We start from the raw sequence: 15,155 nt of genomic DNA, 5'->3' as shown, positions 1-15,155 counted from the left end.
TACTTGACGTCCCCACCGCGATTAGACAACCGCGAAGACAACCGTGTACCCGGCCAACGCATCTCCGAGCGCGAAGATACTTGACGTCCCCACCGCGATTAGACAACCGCGAAGACAACCGTGTACCCGGCCAACGCATCTCCGAGCGCGAAGATACTTGACGTCCCCACCGCGATTAGACACCCCCATCACTCTGCCAGCCCACAAGATTAGCGGCGTGCGCGAAGCAATCGAGAAGGCTGGCGCGCAGGTCCTTTTTCTGCCGTCATACTCGCCCGTCTTCAATCCGATCGGGATGGCCTTCTCGAAGCTCAAGGACTCCTGAGAAAGGCCGCCGTCAGAACCATCGATGAACTCTGGTCGGTCGGGGCTAACTGCCTCTCTGCGTTCAAGGCCGAGAAATGTCCGCACCGTTTGCAGGCAGCCGGCCATCACCGGGAATAAGTCGGATCTGCTCTGTCAACACACAGACCGAGAGTAATTACAGGCTATTGCTGTTCCGCCTTATTGCTTATGCAATTCCGATGTTCTAGTCCCCCTCGCTCAGCTTCTAGTTTTCCGCCCTTCAAACGAGGCCAAATGCGGATCCCAATTAGAGAGAATTACCTGGTGCAGGTTGCCAGGCAAGCTCACTCGCAGAGCGCCAACACGCTTTGGTTGCGGAATCATCAAGGGTCTGCCGAACCAAGCGAAGTGCAGCCCGACAAGCGCTACTGAATGGCCGTTCACGAGATACTCCAATAAAAACTTTGCGGGTAAGAACCGGATTAACAATCATTGAAGCTTTCACAACATTGTCTGCGACAAGGTCATGAACTGACGCGATTGGAAGGACCGTATATCCAATTCCCTGCCTTACCAACTCAAGGAGTGGTGACATAGCATCAAGCTCCAAGATAGGATGAAGTAAACGATTCGACCGAGTAGCCTCTCGATCAAGCAAACTCCTTACTCCATGTTGACGAGCGGGTAAGATCAATGGAATCTCTTGCAAGATGTCGAATGGACATTTGGCATCCTTAAAAAAAAGCGATTCTGGACCTCCAACAAGGTATAGATCTTCTACGAAGATCGCTTCACTGCAAACCGTTGCAGCCACCTGGCTTTCATAGAAAATTCCGATATCTATGCGCCCTGTGGCGAGTTGTTCTGGTACGTCCCCTGTGTACATTTCTATCACTTTAAGTGATGCTGCAGGGAATTCAGCTCTGAAACGTCTAGCCAAGTTGGCCATCGCCAATTTTGCGACACTTGGCGGCAAGCCTACATGTACGGTCCCGCTAGGACTTACTTTCAACTCTGCAATAGCTTCGAACGCCTCCTCCATCTCTGATAACGCGGCACGCCCGCGCTGAAGAAATATCTTTCCCGCTTCCGTCAGCGTAAGACCTCGCCCGTGGCGGAAAAACAAGGGCATCCCGAGCTCCGCTTCCAAGTGCCTAAGGCTTCGACTGAGGGAAGGCTGTGATTGGGAAAGCCGTGCCGCTGCCTTCGAGAGGCTACCCAGTTCAGCGATGATGATGAATTGTTCAATGCTGCGTAAGTTCATGACCGCGACCACTGTGTTTTTGAAGAACGCATTTCAACAGCTCCTGCCAATACCGGGGGACCTGAGTGCTCGAGATCTACGGACGCCTTTAAGTGCTCCCAGATGCTACCGTAGTGGACGCAGCGCAGGTTTACGATGCTTCGAAAAGTAGCCAACCATTTCAGCGTCGCCAACTCGATCGCATCGGACGCCATCGTTCCGTATCGCCGCCCCTACCACCGTGTTGTCGGGGTGGTCGGGGAATCTGTCTGCGGGAAGTCAACGTTGATCAACGCGATCTTCGGCCTGCTCGCCAAGAATGGCAAGGTGACTTACTACACCACTCCAGTGGGCACGATCATGGCAGAACAATTATGCCGGACTCCTTGAGGAGAGTTCCAACATCAACTCCTTGCCTTCCTGAGGATCCGGCATTGTCAACGCTTCGTCGAGTTTCTTATGAGGAGCAGATTATGAGAAGCACGCTACAATGGGATTGCAGCCCCAGAAGGTGGAAAAATGCTTCTAGTGATAGCACGGATTCATGTCAGCGTGGCTATCGTAGTAGAGTTTGGCCATTCTGCTGACTCTGGTTCGGCCTATCGAAAGACCCGAAAGGGCTCGAACTGAACATGCAGTTCGAGCGGCATCGCCCAGGGTGAAAGCTTGATCGATTGCTTCTGCCGATCTGATCACAAGCTCGGCAGCAGCTCCCGTGCCACTTGCGATCGTATGACGCAGGGCATGCGGCGGGTCGTGCGGTCTCACCTCATAAGAGCAGCAATTCGACTATGGTCGCAGTTCCTCAGGCTGGGCAAAAAACTAGTCAACCAAAGCCTTCACTCTGCGGATTGCTCACCCTCGATTCGTGCCGGTCGACAAGGCGTTTCGGTACTTCGGCCATCACATCACCGACGACGATCACGTGCTGGAGGCGGGACGGGGATTGCGGTGAAACTGTCGAAGCCGGACTTCGTCGGATGCGATGCCGTATGGAAAAAGAAGGACGCCGGGCTGGCGGCGCGCATGCTGCAGTTCCGGCTGACCAACCCTCTACCAAGCGCCGAGGACCACGGAGCCGCATCCGCAGCACCCCATCTATCACTACCTGCTGGATCGAGCGGCGGGACCAAGTCCGGTGCGCCGACGTGACTTACATCCCATGCGGCGCGGCCTCCTCTACCCCTTCGCCATCATGGACTGGTTTGGCCGCAAGGTCCTGGCCTGGCGGTTGTCTGACACCATGGACGCCGACTTCTGGGTCGCCGCGCTCGAGGAGACGATGCCGCCACGGCAGGCTCGGCATCTTCGACGGATCAAGGGTCGCCGTTCACCAGCTTCGCCGTCGCGACGACTGAAGGACGCGGGCATCCGCATCTCGATGGACGGGCGCGGCCGCTGATTAAATACGAATGCGTCTTCCTTGACGCTGTCGAGACCGGCAGTGAGGTGGGCGAAGGCATCGGTTCCTGGATCGATTATTTGAACGGTCGAAGGCCGCACGCATCCTTCGGCGGCAGGACACTCGATGAGGTCTATCGTACGGCAGAAATGACGGAGCAATTGGCGTACAAACAACCCGGATCCCCCCGGCGCGCCTTCGATCTGGCGGCCTCGAGCATCCGTGCCTTCAGCACGCCCAGTTCGAACTCGCTGATGCTTCCCTTCATGCCCAAGAGCAGACGATCATTGGGCAGGCAGGGGTTCACGCCATCGTGGTCGATGACCCGGGCTTCGACAAGTCCACACAACTCGAGCAGATGATGCCAGTCCCGCCCATTGCGTGCGAGCCTCGATGCGTCCAGGCACAACACGGCGCCGATCTTGCCCGCACACAACCATGCAACCAGCCGATCGAAGCTGGGGCGCGCCACTGTTCCGCTTGCTGATCGGCCGAGATCGTCGTCGATGACTTCGATATCGGCGAAGCCGCGCTGTCGCGCAATGTCGACCAGATCATATTGCCGTCGCTGGCTCTCCAGGTTGGTCATGACTTGCGACTGCGTCGACTGGCGCACATAGACGACGGCCTTGCGCTTCAAGAGCGCCGCTGGGATCAGATCAGTGCTGGTCATCGTCGAGCTCCTCGACGATGACCAGCGGCCTGCATGAGTCTTTGGGCGAGCGTCAGCAAGGCCTTCGCCCGCTCCACTTTGCTCATCCCCTCCAGCCTGTGGGGTTCGAATATCAGGCTCATCTGCCTGCCCGAGGTCGGTGCAGGCACGTTGTGCTGTTCATCGACTTTCTCCCGTGCGATTCCATTCTTGCTCGGGAAGTTTGCGGAAACAGCGACCGGCATGACCAGCCTCTTCAGATCAGACAAGGCGGTGAGATCAACCTGTGGCGGGCCAAATGTCATGCCCGCGCAAGCTGCCGAATCCACCATCCAGCCTGGAATCGATACGACAATGCCCGATGGGTATTGCACCCTGAGAAACTGGCCAGTTACCCGCTGCTCCGCACGTCGCACGCTGACCTTTCGGCCAAAATTTGGATGGCAGCGATAATGAACTTCCAGTTCGTCCCCGACATGGGCACAATGAACGGGTGATGGCTCTCGGAAGAAAGTCCTGGCTGTTCTGCGGTTCCGATCGCGGCGGACAGCGCGCTGCCGTTCTCTACAGCATGATCGTCAGCGCCAAGATGAACGATATCGACCCGCAGGCCTGGCTCGCCTACTCCTCGCCCGACTGCCCGCCTATCCGCCCAGGGCGAACTGTCGATGACCACCGCAAAGCCGCTCGCTCGCTACAGCGCTATCGAGAGCGCGCTCCGAGCGGCTTCGCTACCGCCCGAGCTACACAACCTGGGGGACGCGACCCATCCTGCCATCAAGAATCCAAGTGAAGGCACCTAGCTTTTCCGGAAGTGTCCAAATGCTCACCTGTGTCCGCTGCCGCTGCCTTCGTCCTATGGATACGAGTTTGCGGGTGCAGCTGGGAACACATCGTGGCAACCAACATAATGACCTTATTGATGGTGGCGAGTCCCTCCATATTCAGAAAACTGCCGGCAGGACGATTTTCCGATAGCTATCGACGGTGGGCTTACCGGAGGCCAGATGCATTTCCCCTTGAGCGCAGTCCATGATGATCGAAAACGCTGTCTCGGTTGATTCGTCCGCCGACGCACTCTTGCAGATTGCATTGGGTGCTCCCGTCTTGTCGCAGAGCACCCGTTTCAGGCCTCGCACGCTCAACTCCTCACGTGCGCAGACACGTTTGAGTGCCTCAAGTCGTGCAGCCGACGACGGATAAACGCGACTTAGAGCATTCTGATTTTCCTGACTCCGCATTGTAGGGAGCAACGAATTGTTGGTGTGCAGATAGGCATCTGACGGCGGTAAGAACTTTGCACCGCTCTTCGCCGACACTTCCGCGGCGGCGATTTTCCCCCGGCGGTCACCGATCAGGTAGGAACGGCCACCCGTATGCGGGAGCACCGCGAGCGCATCAGCGGCGGATTTGACGTCGGGCTTCGCCAACAATATTCGGCGGACCATTTGGCTTGGAATGCCGTCCCCATACCCGTTGAGCACGAGGTCACTGTTGACCAGCGCAAGACCATGCCGATTCATCCCCACCCAGCCGAGGCCACCGAATGAGGCGACAACGGCGAACTCGAAGCCATTGCGGGAGAAGTGCAGAAAGAGACCAAGTTCTGAATGCTTCTGAACGGGCGCATCCCAGTTCTGAGCAGCAATCGCGCCCGTCTTCGTCTTCAGTGCGATAGTGCTACATCCACTGTCACTGTTTCGCTTGAGGATTTCGAACCCACTACGCAGCACAAGATTGGGCACTGGCTGACCAGCACCCTTGGCGATGCCTATGATCTCCTCTGCCGTATCGGGCGATGCCGCCCGAACTGCCTCAAATGCCGCGACGGCGCGTCGACCTGCCACGGATCGAACGGGTGCTGGTAACGCACCAACGTCCCGCGCAAGAACGCTAGCGATCTCATCTTGGAACCGAGCCCCATGGGCAACGCCTCGCTCATAAGGCGTGCCGAACAGGGTCACTATCGGTATCTCCATTTTCTGCATCTCGAAACATGATCCGCAGGGGTGACGCGTAGGACACATAACTAGGTCCAGCGATTTGCCAGAGGGCGACCAGACCGCCGTACGAAGCCTGAAATTGGTACTCCAAACGAGTGCAGCCCGGCGCGCTTTGAAACCGCATATCGCTTCGGGCCTGCGAAAGTGGGGAGTGGCCTGTGGCTTATCTGACAGCGTGATGAGTCGTCGCTCATGGCAGGGCGCAGTCGCGCACCCAAAAGCAGTTCGGTCGGCCGTTGGCCCGCTGGTCTACCGCCGATCACCACGGCTCAACCCTCGCAGCGAATCGCCACCGAAACAAGCATGTTGCCAGCGACCAATGTCTAGCAGGCACGCATCCGCACATCGATTTCGTCCCCGCGGCTCCCACACGCCCCGTTGGACGGAAGCCGGCCCGATAATCATCGCCAGCTTCGAACTTACGCATCCTTGTGGGCTGTGTCAGAGGTACGCTCAGAGGCATGTCGCCGGCTAATGAGATCCTGGATTTGACCATCCACGCTGCAGCGAATGGTGGTCGCCAAATCGGCGCTAGACGTATTAGCCGACCCGGTTGTGATCCAATGTCTGTCTTGGCCTGAGTAGTCCACCTGTGCGCTAATGAGATGGATACCGCCCGCCGCAAATGCCGCTTCGAGCGTCGGCATCAGATCGTCGGGGCCCTCGATCCGCCGGGCTTCGATACCGTAGGCTTTGGCATAAGCGACAAAGTTGGGGTTTCCGAACGTCGTACCGTACTCACTGTACCCCTCGGCGGCCTGCTTCCAACGGATCATCCCATAAGCGTTGTCCTGCAGGACGAGCACTACAAGATGTAGGCCGAGGCGAAGTGCTGTTTCCAGTTCCTGTGAGTTCATCATGAACCCGCCGTCGCCGCATACCGCGAGGACGCGGCGTCCCGGATAGAGCAACGCAGCCATAATCGCGGACGGCAACCCCGCTCCCATGGTGGCGAGCGAATTGTCGAGGAGCAGCCTGTTGGCTAGCTTGGAGTGGTAATTTCGAGCGAACCAAACCTTATACATGCCATTATCGAGACAAACGATGCCGTTCTCGACCATGACTTGGCGCACGTCATGCACGATTCGCGGCGGGGTGAGCGGATAACGACACATCGTGGCCTGATCTGCGATACCTCTCAGGATCTCCTCACGCAGCCCGAGAAGTGCGCCGGCGTTAGGCAACCTTCCCTCGAGGCGGTCGGCAAGCAATCGAAGGGTCGGTCCAAGATCGCCCACCACCTCGGCATGTGGGAAAAATACCTCCTCGACCGTCGCCGGCAGGTAGCCCACATGCAGTACGGTCGGACCCTCCCGCTTCATCAGGAAGGGTGGCTTCTCCACGGTATCGTGGCCTATCGCGATAATGAGATCGGCGCGGTCGATCGCCCGGTGCACGTAATCCCGCTCCGACAGAGCAGCGGTGCCCATGTACAGCCCGGACTCACCTGACATTGCCCCGTTGCCCAGTTGTGTGTTGAAAAAGGGAATCTGCAGGCGCCTCTCAAACTCCGACAGCGCCTCGGATAATCGCGGTCGGCTTGCGGCTGCACCCAACATGACCAGCGGCCGTTTGGCCTGGAGGATGAGCTCGGCCGCACGATCCAATGCCTCGGCGGGCGCGACGGGCGTGTCGATGGGATAGGGCGGCACCATTGCCGAAACCGCCGCCATTGTCTCCGCAGCCACGTCTTGCGGGAGCTCCAGATGGACCGGCCCAGGCCGCTCCTGCTGCGCAACCCGAAACGCTTCGCGCACGATCATCGGAATTGTAGTGGGACTGAGGATCTGGTGGGCCATCTTTGTCAGCGGCGCCATGGTCGAGACCACGTCAACGATTTGGAATCGTGCCTGCTTCCTGCTTAGGATAGCCTTCTGCCCGGTGACCATGATCATGGGCATTGCGCCAAGCAAGGCGTAAGCTGCCCCCGTCGTGAGATTCAACGCACCGGGACCGACCGAAGACAGGCAGACGCCGGGCTTGCCAGTAAGCCGCCCCTGCGTAGCCGCCATGAACGCTGCCGCTTGCTCGTGGCGCGTCACCACCAGTTTAATTGAGGAACGCCGCAACGCTTCGACGAAATCGAGATTCTCTTCTCCTGGCACCCCGAATATTTGCTGCACATTCTCGTTGTTCAATGCGGATACAAACAGTTCGGCTCCGTTCATTGGTGTCGTCCTCGATTAATGATTACCAGCCTCTCGGCCGGATTGTCGGAGCAGTTTGCGCCTATTACCCCGCGCCTTGCCTCAACGGCTTTTGTAGCCGCTACCACTGCTAGCTGTCGTTGAACCTGCCTGTCGCAAGGTGATTCATGCAAGCTCGGATATTGATGGCATCTCCTCCTCATAAGAATGGCTGACAGGTTCTGCCGGCAGGCACGTTGGATGCCGATTACTGCTTCCGCACCGATCTCGAAATGGTGTACTGGTTGTCTGCCATAGGCGCGGAACACACGGTCCATTACGTTCTTCCGGGCCACCATTGTACCAATGCCTTTAGTAGCCTCGCGCACCGTACGCCGGCCTCCACGGTGACTCGCCCCCCGAGAGCAGGCATTAGTGGAATCAATGCCGTCCAGAGCAACGCCGGAGGAGGCGCAAGCATTGGTAGCCATTTTCATTTTTGTTTCCTTCTTCTGGGAAATGAAATCTTCAAGCTGCTCCGCTCAGTTGCTCGTGAAGGGATGCGGCAGAGCATCGTGGAAGGCGTGTCATACACCGTTGATATCAGGCGCATGATTGGGCCTATCGGTCGTAGAGGATCTGGATCGTCGCTGCCGCCTTCCTACCCGAAACCAGAGCAAAGTCCGCGTTGAGTGACCAGACAGCAATCGCGCCGGGACGCGGCGCACGTCTGTAAGGTCGAGAATCCAACGAGGCTTAAGCCGGTGGCACTGACGGGTGGCAGCGCCCACCAACGTAAGCGATCGATAGGGCCACGCCCCCACCATTCGACAATGCTGGCTGCATATGTCTGGATTACGAATTCGGCTGCCTCAAAATGGGTCCTCGAAGCTGATGAGCGAGTGAACCGAAGCGGGTCCGGGGCGCCTCTTCAATCTCCCTGATTATGGGGATGCCCATTAATCGGCGCCTTGTCAGTTAGATGCTTAGAGGGGCGCTGGACTACTCGAAACGACGACGATAGTCGTCATATTTTCTTGCCAGCTCCTCCGCACGGCCCTCGCACTCCTCAAGTGCTACTGCGTCGCAATCGTAGCCGAGCAGCTTGCGCATGACTTCTGCCGACTCCGCAGTGAAGCGCACGGTCCCGTCGTTTTCGATGGCTTCAATCCCGTCGAATTTCTGACATCCCTTGTTGATTTCGACTGCTTCGTCCAGTGCCAACCCTTCAGGCAGGTCGATCGAAATGCCTGCTGGAGTAATCCTGACGGGATAGCCCCCTACGAGACCCAATGGGCCCGGCGCATGAACGACGCGCTCCACGCGATCGGCGAGCGCGCGTACAACGGCTGTCGCCGACGCAGCCGTTACGGATTGTCCCGTAAGATCTCCCGCCCGCCGAAATTGTCCAGCAACGTTCGCGAAGATCTCATCGTGGTCCAATTCCTCAGGTTGGGTTCTCTGGCCTTCGCGATATATGGTCAGATGGTAGGGTGCTCCGTCCGTGGTTCCGGTGTTCGGCATACGATAGCTGACATAGTGCTGGGCAAAGAACCGCACATCGACCGCTTTCAAGTCGCAACCCAGAAGATGCGCGGCCGCCAGCCTGATACCCGGGACAGCATTCGCGACGTTACCGATGCCAATCGCTGGCGCGAGACCCTCTGCAGCGAGGGCGGCATTCGTTACATCAGAGTAGGATGCATTAACAACCACGCTCTCAAGCCCGGCCTCTCGCACAGCTTTCATCAGGCGTCGCACGAGAACGAGGTGCATCGGCGTCCATACGCCGCCGCGTGCTCGATCGATCTGGTGATAAGCATCGGGCGGCAATTGCCTTATGGTCCACCATGAATGCAATGTCGTTGCATTGAAAATGATCTTAGGGTGGAGGGTCGCCAGCCGCTCTGCCGTAGCCTCAATATTCATTAGATCCATAGGCACTACCTCAATCGTCGGATGGTGGCCGAGGTTTAGGGCCGTATATCTCGCCACATTGGCCCTTAAAGAGGCCTGCTGCACATTCCTTGCTCCAACATACAAATCGTAAGGCCTGCCACTTTGACTGAGCAAATCAAGAACGGCGCCACCAAGCACGCCGTGTCCAATTATCATGATCTTTACGCGGCCCTGCATCAAATTTCTCCACAACCATTGCTACATTGGAAATATGATAAGGATATCGCCGAATAGAAAGTAAATGTTTGTGAAATTTATGTTAATTTGTTCTTAACATTCCGGAACAATTAATTAACATCTCATAATGCTTTTTTACGGCTACATATGCGGCTCTGTCGACGTAGGCATATTTTTGTCAAAATGTGCGTCCAATTTGGGTTAAGGCATGAAAGTAATTGTTTTTCTTTAGCCGCATGACGTTTACGGCTTCGTCGCGAAGCTCAGAGCTTTACAGGCAGGCCACCGGGATTGCAGGAATGCAGAATATGTTGTCTTTGGTAAGTCCTGACGATGTATTATTGGAAATAAATCTGGGAGCGATTCAGGCGAACTTCCGGACCATATCAGCACTCGTTGGTCCACACGTTCGAGTAGCCGCTGTCATCAAAAGCGACGCCTACGGGCTTGGTCTTGTGGAGATTGCAAGGGCGCTCATTGACGCCGGCTGCGATCTGTTCTTTGTCGCCAACCTGAACGAAGCGCTGCTTCTGAGGTCTTCCCATGTAGTGGCGGCAGTTGCAGTTTTTTGCGATCAGTTTGCGAGGTATGGCCGATGCTATCGATCCAACGATCTCACACCTGTTGTAAACAATTGCGCTGAATTAGACGCCATTAGCGCGGAAGGGGAGACACAAACATATTTTCTCAACGTGGAAACGGGATTCTCCCGCCTTGGGCTCGCTTTTGTCGATGTGCGGCGCAGGTATCTTTCTGGCACTTTCGAAAGTTATCCGCCTTCGGTGGTGCTCAGTCATCTCGCGTGCGGCGAATGCGTTGCGGACGTGACTAACGTGCTGCAAAGGAACCGGTTTCAGGCAATCTATAATCTGCTTAAGCCCATCCGTGGTAGTCTCGCTGCTTCTTCCGGTGTGTGGCTGGGTAAATCCTACCACTTCGATATGGTGCGGGTTGGCTCAGCGCTGTACGGGCTCAACGACGCCGGCATTCAACCAAATCCGCTTCAGCCCGTTGCAAGACTCCGAGCGAAAATTCTCGACGTGCGCAATGTGCCGAGGCGGGAGGCTGTTGGGTATGGCGCGACATTTCGTACAGTCAGAGCCAGCCGCGTAGCGATCGCTGCGATTGGCTACAGGCATGGCCTTCCATGGAGCAGCGCGAACAAGATATCCGTTCGGATTGCCGGGCATTCGGCTCCCCTAATTGGAAAAATATCAATGGAATATATAACGATAGACGTAACGGACGTTCCTGAGGCGCATTGTGGTCCAGGTGCCTTTGTGGAATTGCTGGGCGGAGATTTCACGGTCGGTGATCTCGCAGCGGCCGCTGGCGTTATTCCACAGGAGGTGCTGACGCGCCTTGGCGCCGCTTGCACAAGACAGTATCTGAATTCTCCCTCTCCATCCGCGGTCTCCGTAAGCAGACCGTTTAATGCAGGTGCTCGGTCGCGCTAGAGTGAAGAGGCGAGCAAAGGACTCGCGCCTCTTTTCGCGAGTGTCACGCGAAGTGAGGATTTGACCCCTTTGGGCGAAGTTAAGATCTGACCCCTTCATTGTTTTGCTGCTTCGTTGGTTTCTGGCGTACCCATCCGGTGAAAAACTCAAAGGCCTGCTGCAAGGGATTTGGCGTTACCGGAGCTGGCGATCGCTTCCTGGCTCAGTGTCAGAGGCAGCGGACAGAGGACCTGTCCGATGACTTCGATCAATTGGACAGGAATATGAGGCACACTACCGCAAGCAGCTTAAGCCCCCGAGTAGGAACCGCGTCGAAGTTGGCGAGCTGGATAGCAAAGCTTCGGTACGAGGATATCCCGCCGGATGTCCTGCGCCATGCGAAGGCCTGTTTGCTGGACAGCGTGGCGTGCATAATAGGCGGCATGAGCAGCCAACCCTGTACGATCATTCGTGATGTTCTGAAGCAGGGGCATGGCGCGAGCGATGCTGTATCCGTTCCAGGCGCCGACCTACGGATGGGCGTACTAAGTGCGACTTATCTAGGCGCTCAGGCTGCAAATCTGCTGGATTTTGATGATACTCGCGGTGGGCATCCAGGCGCAACCGTTGTGCCGCCAGCTTTGGCCTTAGCGGAAGAGCGAGAGGCTTCCGGAGCAGATCTTGTGACCTCCATTGTCGCAGGATACGAGGTGTCCTTGCGTATTGGCCGGGCTGTGCAAGCTTCGCCTAAACGCGAGTGTGCGGTCCTTGGCTACTCAACATGGCAGACATTTGGTGCCGTCACCGCTGCGGCTAGTCTGATGGGGCTGACGCATACGCGTATTCTTAACGCGTTTGGACTGGCAGGTGCTCAGGCGCCACTTCCCAGCATCCGAAAATTTGTGGAAGGCGATCCTCCATTTTCTTGGATCAAGAATTGCTATGGCATACCAAGCGAGGTGGGTGTCCTTTCAGCGATGTTAGCTGAGCGAGATTTTATAGGGCATCGAGAAATCTTTGATGGCGACACTGGGTTCTGGGCGATGTCTGGTTCGGACTGCTATAAGCAAGAACTCGCCGTCGACAAACTGGGGGACCAGTGGCTTATCCTTGATGTGGGGTTCAAGCCTTATGCCTGCTGCCGTTGGACGCATACGCTCCTCGATTCCTTGCGCCTTCTCGCTGCCCGTTTGGCGGGGGAGGTCATCACTAAGATTGATGTTTACGGCTTTCGCGACTTAGTGCAAACTCTGAACAGCCCGCTACCTACCTCGATCATCGATGCTCAGTTCAACGCCCGCTATGTTGCAGCTCTTGAACTAACCGGTCGTTCACCGAAGTCTGGGTTGTTTGAGGCTGACCTGACCGATCCCGAGGTCATAACCTTGGCGGAACGGGTAAATCTTCACCACGACGCGACCACCGATGAAGCCTATTTCGGGAAAGGCATGTACCCCGTGCGTGTCGTCGTCACCTGCGAGAGCGGCGCCACATTATCTGCCAAAGCGGATTGGCCTTCCGGGAGCTCGGAAGCCGGAGGCTTTCCGGATGAGGAACTTGATAGGAAGTTTCTCAACATAGTCTCTTCAGTCTTGGGGTAAGCACAAAGCTGCTCGTGCAATTGAAATCATTCGTGATATAGAGAATTGGACCGCTCGTGAACTGAGCCAAAACTTGTCTGTTTAGAGTCCGCTCTGGTTTGAACTGCCCAAGGTTTTTGCGCCACATTAGGCCTCCAAAGCCACAGGCTGGCCTGCTGCCGGTTTCGTCGACACCGAGATAAGGTGTTTAACGGAACTGGAGAGTGGAAACGAGGAGAAGGAAGTTCAGCCGCGAGTTCAAGCTTGAGGCAGCCAGGTTGGTGAAGGATCGGGGCGTCGCGGTTGCCCAGGTAGCCCGTGATCTTGATCTCCATCAGAATGTGCTGCGCAATGGATCGTACGCCTCCGAGGAGGGCCGCTTTGCGGGAGAAGGGAGATGTAGCTGACTGTCGGTATGGATATCGCTACTGACAGACGCCAAGTCACTCGTCTCGACATTGTTGACACTGGGCGCCGACGCCGCTGGTCGGACGAGGAGAAGCTGCGGATCGTCGAGGAGAGCCATTCGGCTCCGCGGCAAGCATCCGCAACAGCGCGGCGTCACGGGATTTCCAACCCACTGCTGTTTGCTTGGCGCAAGGCGCATCGCGAGGATCGGCTCGGCGAAGGTGGCGTCTGCGGTTTTGTGTGCGCATTTCACAAAAGCCGGACAGGGTTCCGCTAATTCCCGGACAGTCGTTTCCCTAATGTCGAGACAGTTTGGCGGCGTCGGTCCTCGGGTGCCTTGTTGCGTTCATGGTTGATTGATTTCGCGGTTTTCGCGCCGGTAAAGGGGGCGCGGCCTTTGCTTTCGCATGCTGTCGCCCTGGAGCACGATGCGGTGGGCGTTGTGAACGATCCTGTCGAGAATGGCGTCGGCGACGGTGGCGTCGGCAATCAGGTCATGCCATCGGCCACCGGGGCCTGGGTGGTGACGAGGGTGGATTTGCGTCGATAGCGTTCCTCGACGATTTCGAACAGGTGGAAGCGCTGCTGGTCGGTGAGCGAGTGGGTTCCGAGGTCGTCCAGTAATGTTGTGCTCAACATTACTCGATTAGGACTAACCCGCTCCGCGACCGCGGAGCGGCAAGGGTGTGTGCCGACCGCGTAATCTGATCGCGTCGTCTGTCGCGCTGGTCGTGTGTCCACAACAAGCTCCAACTGCGTCAGCATGGGGGTGGCTGCTTGCAGCCCATTCCATCGGACAAAGGAGCTTTGTGATGACCCAACTTCGCCAGCGCATGAGCGAAGACATGGAGGTGCGCAACTTCGCGCTCAACACCCAGCTGTCGTATCTGCCACAGGTGTCGCTATTCGCCCGCCACTTCGGCAAGTCGCCGGACTGCTCGAGCGAGAGGATATTCGGACCTATCAGGTCTATCTGACCAACGAGAAGAAGCTGTCGCCCGGTTCGATCCACACCGCAATTGCGGCGTTGCGCTTTCTCTACAGTGTGACGCTCGAAAGGACTGGGCGCCTGAAGAGGTCCTCCCGCTTCCCAAGAAGCCGCAGAAGCTGCCGATCATCCTCAGTCCCGACGAAGTTCAGCGGTTCCTCGGTTGCGTCCTCGACGTCAAACACCACGCCATCCTGACCACCTGCTATGCCACCGGCTTGCGCATCTCGGAAGCTGTGCAGCTGAAGCCCACGGGCATCGACAGCCAGAGAATGGTCATCCGCGTCGAGCAGGGCAAAGGCCAGAAGGACCGTTACGTGATGCTGTCGCCCAAGCTTTTGGAGATCCTGTGCGACTATTGGAAGCTGCGGCGGCCAAAGGCGTGGCTCTTCCCCGGCGATCGTGCCGACCAGCCGATCACCAGGGGTGCGGTGGGACAGGCCTGCGCGAAAGCGCGCGACCTCTCCGGCTTGTCCAAACCGGTCACGCCGCACAGTTTGCGGCACGCCTTCGCCGTCCATCTGTTGGAGGCCCGGCACCGACGTGCGCACCATTCAACTGGCGCTCGGTCACCGCAGCCTCGCGACCACCGCCCATTACCTGCGGATCGCTACCAACAAGGTCTGCGCCACGTCGAGCCCCTTCGAGCTCTTGCCGCGTCCGGCGCCTACCCTGCCGCCGCCCGCCAACCCTCAGTACTTCTGAGCGGCGCGGCGATGGCCCGCTCGGGGCCGGAAGTGGCGGACATAATCCGTCGCTACGGCGAAGCCTATCGTGTCCGTCATGACGCGTCGCTGTCGACCGCCCAGCGTGTCAATGCCGCTCGAATTTTCCCCAAAAGTGCCGAAGTAAAATTCCCCAGTTTCGCCGCTCAGGCTGTCGCGGAGGGGTGTCCA

At 57.3% G+C, this 15,155-nt stretch carries 12 protein-coding genes and 5 pseudogenes; 9 read left to right on the top strand and 8 right to left on the bottom strand.

Annotated features, from left to right (window positions below):
• Window positions 1-43 precede the first annotated feature (43 nt).
• Window positions 44-325, top strand: coding sequence for a transposase (locus tag NKH67_RS34275; RefSeq protein WP_502893844.1), 282 nt, complete (start codon window positions 44-46; stop codon window positions 323-325).
• A 267-nt stretch (window positions 326-592) separates the two neighbouring features.
• On the opposite strand, the gene NKH67_RS33125 is transcribed toward NKH67_RS34275, so the two are convergent.
• Window positions 593-1,549, bottom strand: a complete 957-nt coding sequence (locus NKH67_RS33125) for a LysR family transcriptional regulator (protein WP_353032914.1) — start codon at window positions 1,547-1,549, stop codon at window positions 593-595.
• A gap of 135 nt (window positions 1,550-1,684) precedes the next feature.
• Between NKH67_RS33125 and NKH67_RS33120 the strand changes: the two genes are divergently transcribed.
• The 3 genes and pseudogenes from NKH67_RS33120 to NKH67_RS34270 all read left to right on the top strand — a co-directional run.
• Complete coding sequence (locus NKH67_RS33120) at window positions 1,685-1,918, top strand: ATP-binding cassette domain-containing protein (protein ID WP_353032912.1); 234 nt, start codon at window positions 1,685-1,687, stop codon at window positions 1,916-1,918.
• 452 nt (window positions 1,919-2,370) lie between these two features.
• Window positions 2,371-2,587: pseudogene (locus NKH67_RS33115) on the top strand (hypothetical protein); the annotation flags it as partial.
• Window positions 2,580-3,067 (top strand): annotated as a pseudogene (locus tag NKH67_RS34270) (transposase); the annotation flags it as partial. The pseudogenes NKH67_RS33115 and NKH67_RS34270, both read left to right, overlap by 8 nt.
• Window positions 3,068-3,111: 44 nt before the next feature.
• Here the strand turns inward: NKH67_RS34270 and NKH67_RS33105 are convergent.
• The 5 genes and pseudogenes from NKH67_RS33105 to NKH67_RS33080 form a co-directional block, all read right to left on the bottom strand.
• Window positions 3,112-3,603 (bottom strand): annotated as a pseudogene (locus NKH67_RS33105) (recombinase family protein); the annotation flags it as partial.
• Window positions 3,600-3,998: a hypothetical protein gene (locus NKH67_RS33100; protein WP_353032908.1), complete on the bottom strand. Its 399-nt coding sequence runs from the start codon at window positions 3,996-3,998 to the stop codon at window positions 3,600-3,602. The gene NKH67_RS33100 and the pseudogene NKH67_RS33105, both read right to left, overlap by 4 nt.
• 528 nt (window positions 3,999-4,526) lie before the next feature.
• Window positions 4,527-5,546: a C45 family autoproteolytic acyltransferase/hydrolase gene (locus NKH67_RS33090; RefSeq protein WP_353032906.1), complete on the bottom strand. Its 1,020-nt coding sequence runs from the start codon at window positions 5,544-5,546 to the stop codon at window positions 4,527-4,529.
• A 458-nt stretch (window positions 5,547-6,004) separates the two neighbouring features.
• Window positions 6,005-7,753, bottom strand: a complete 1,749-nt coding sequence (locus NKH67_RS33085; protein WP_353032904.1) for an acetolactate synthase large subunit — start codon at window positions 7,751-7,753, stop codon at window positions 6,005-6,007.
• A 960-nt stretch (window positions 7,754-8,713) separates the two neighbouring features.
• Window positions 8,714-9,847, bottom strand: a complete 1,134-nt coding sequence (locus NKH67_RS33080; RefSeq protein WP_353032902.1) for a hypothetical protein — start codon at window positions 9,845-9,847, stop codon at window positions 8,714-8,716.
• Window positions 9,848-10,146: 299 nt separating this feature from the next.
• On the opposite strand from NKH67_RS33080, the gene alr reads away from it, so the two are divergent.
• The 4 genes and pseudogenes from alr to NKH67_RS33060 all read left to right on the top strand — a co-directional run bounded on the left by alr (window position 10,147) and on the right by NKH67_RS33060 (window position 13,548).
• The gene (gene alr, locus NKH67_RS33075) at window positions 10,147-11,304 is read left to right on the top strand and encodes an alanine racemase (protein WP_353032900.1); all 1,158 of its coding nucleotides are present in this window, start codon (window positions 10,147-10,149) and stop codon (window positions 11,302-11,304) included.
• A 263-nt stretch (window positions 11,305-11,567) separates the two neighbouring features.
• On the top strand, window positions 11,568-12,884 hold the full coding sequence (locus NKH67_RS33070) for an MmgE/PrpD family protein (protein ID WP_353032898.1): 1,317 nt from the start codon (window positions 11,568-11,570) through the stop codon (window positions 12,882-12,884).
• Between the two features lie 203 nt (window positions 12,885-13,087).
• Window positions 13,088-13,213 (top strand): annotated as a pseudogene (locus NKH67_RS33065) (transposase); the annotation flags it as partial.
• A gap of 65 nt (window positions 13,214-13,278) precedes the next feature.
• A complete protein-coding gene (locus NKH67_RS33060) occupies window positions 13,279-13,548 on the top strand; it encodes a transposase (RefSeq protein WP_353032896.1) in 270 nt (89 codons plus the stop codon).
• 69 nt (window positions 13,549-13,617) lie between these two features.
• Here NKH67_RS33060 and NKH67_RS34265 read toward each other — a convergent pair whose 3' ends face one another.
• Together NKH67_RS34265 and NKH67_RS34260 are read right to left on the bottom strand one after the other, a co-directional pair.
• Window positions 13,618-13,734 carry a hypothetical protein gene (locus NKH67_RS34265; protein WP_502893845.1) on the bottom strand — a complete coding sequence of 39 codons (117 nt, stop codon included), beginning with the start codon at window positions 13,732-13,734 and terminating at the stop codon, window positions 13,618-13,620.
• A gap of 26 nt (window positions 13,735-13,760) precedes the next feature.
• Window positions 13,761-13,907: a hypothetical protein gene (locus NKH67_RS34260; RefSeq protein WP_502893843.1), complete on the bottom strand. Its 147-nt coding sequence runs from the start codon at window positions 13,905-13,907 to the stop codon at window positions 13,761-13,763.
• Window positions 13,908-14,083: 176 nt separating this feature from the next.
• On the opposite strand from NKH67_RS34260, the pseudogene NKH67_RS33050 reads away from it, so the two are divergent.
• Window positions 14,084-14,964 (top strand): annotated as a pseudogene (locus NKH67_RS33050) (tyrosine-type recombinase/integrase).
• Window positions 14,965-15,155 lie beyond the last annotated feature (191 nt).

Source organism: Mesorhizobium sp. M0968 (assembly GCF_040319065.1).
In the GTDB taxonomy this organism is placed as follows: Bacteria; Pseudomonadota; Alphaproteobacteria; order Rhizobiales; family Rhizobiaceae; genus Mesorhizobium.
The sequence above is the reverse complement of the archived record's forward strand: the minus strand, read 5'-3'. Positions and strand labels throughout refer to the sequence as shown.

Coding starts and splice junctions, on each gene's coding strand:
- NKH67_RS33125 (WP_353032914.1), bottom strand. CDS start 1,549: ATGAACTTACGCAGCATTGAACAATTCATCATCATCGCTGAACTGGGT.
- NKH67_RS33120 (WP_353032912.1), top strand. CDS start 1,685: ATGCTTCGAAAAGTAGCCAACCATTTCAGCGTCGCCAACTCGATCGCA.
- NKH67_RS33085 (WP_353032904.1), bottom strand. CDS start 7,753: ATGAACGGAGCCGAACTGTTTGTATCCGCATTGAACAACGAGAATGTG.
- NKH67_RS33080 (WP_353032902.1), bottom strand. CDS start 9,847: ATGCAGGGCCGCGTAAAGATCATGATAATTGGACACGGCGTGCTTGGT.
- alr (WP_353032900.1), top strand. CDS start 10,147: ATGCAGAATATGTTGTCTTTGGTAAGTCCTGACGATGTATTATTGGAA.
- NKH67_RS33070 (WP_353032898.1), top strand. CDS start 11,568: ATGAGGCACACTACCGCAAGCAGCTTAAGCCCCCGAGTAGGAACCGCG.
- NKH67_RS33060 (WP_353032896.1), top strand. CDS start 13,279: ATGGATATCGCTACTGACAGACGCCAAGTCACTCGTCTCGACATTGTT.